The organism is Bacillus sp. 05T31, assembly GCF_056396725.1.
Genome location: NZ_JBFTMA010001466.1, coordinates 1 through 388 on the forward strand (window position 1 = coordinate 1; position 388 = coordinate 388).

General features: G+C 34.8%; 1 protein-coding gene and 1 pseudogene. Both read right to left on the bottom strand.

All coding sequences use genetic code 11. The features are described from left to right. A pseudogene (locus AC1DJR_RS33860) lies at positions 1 to 231 on the bottom strand (YggS family pyridoxal phosphate-dependent enzyme); the annotation flags it as partial. Between the two features lie 5 nt (positions 232 to 236). After that, positions 237 to 388, bottom strand: a 152-nt coding sequence (locus AC1DJR_RS33865; protein WP_477004659.1) for a laccase domain-containing protein, incomplete at its 5' end; no start/stop codon positions are given.

The following is a 388-nucleotide window of genomic DNA, read 5'->3' on the forward strand; positions in this document are numbered from 1 at the left end:
AATAAAATGCCAATTCACTTTTGAACCGAAATGCTCGTATTTTTGTAAGAAACCTTCATTTCTATTTTCACCTAAATCAATAATTCCTGTTTCAATTACTTCGCTTGTTTTTTCAATCCCTACAGTTTTTGTAACTGCAACGAGCTTAATATCTTTCATCGAACGTCCAGCTCGTACACAAGATTCTTTAATTACTTCGTTTACATCTGCTAAATTCCCTTGCACTGTCACTTACTTCACTCCTCCTTAAAACCTATGAAACTCAACATTCTCCCCGTCTTACCTTGATCACGACGATGAGAGAAAAATAATTGTTCTTCACAGCTTGTACAAAGAGATGACATTACAATATGCTCTTCTTTTATGCCTGCTTGTACACATAATATAC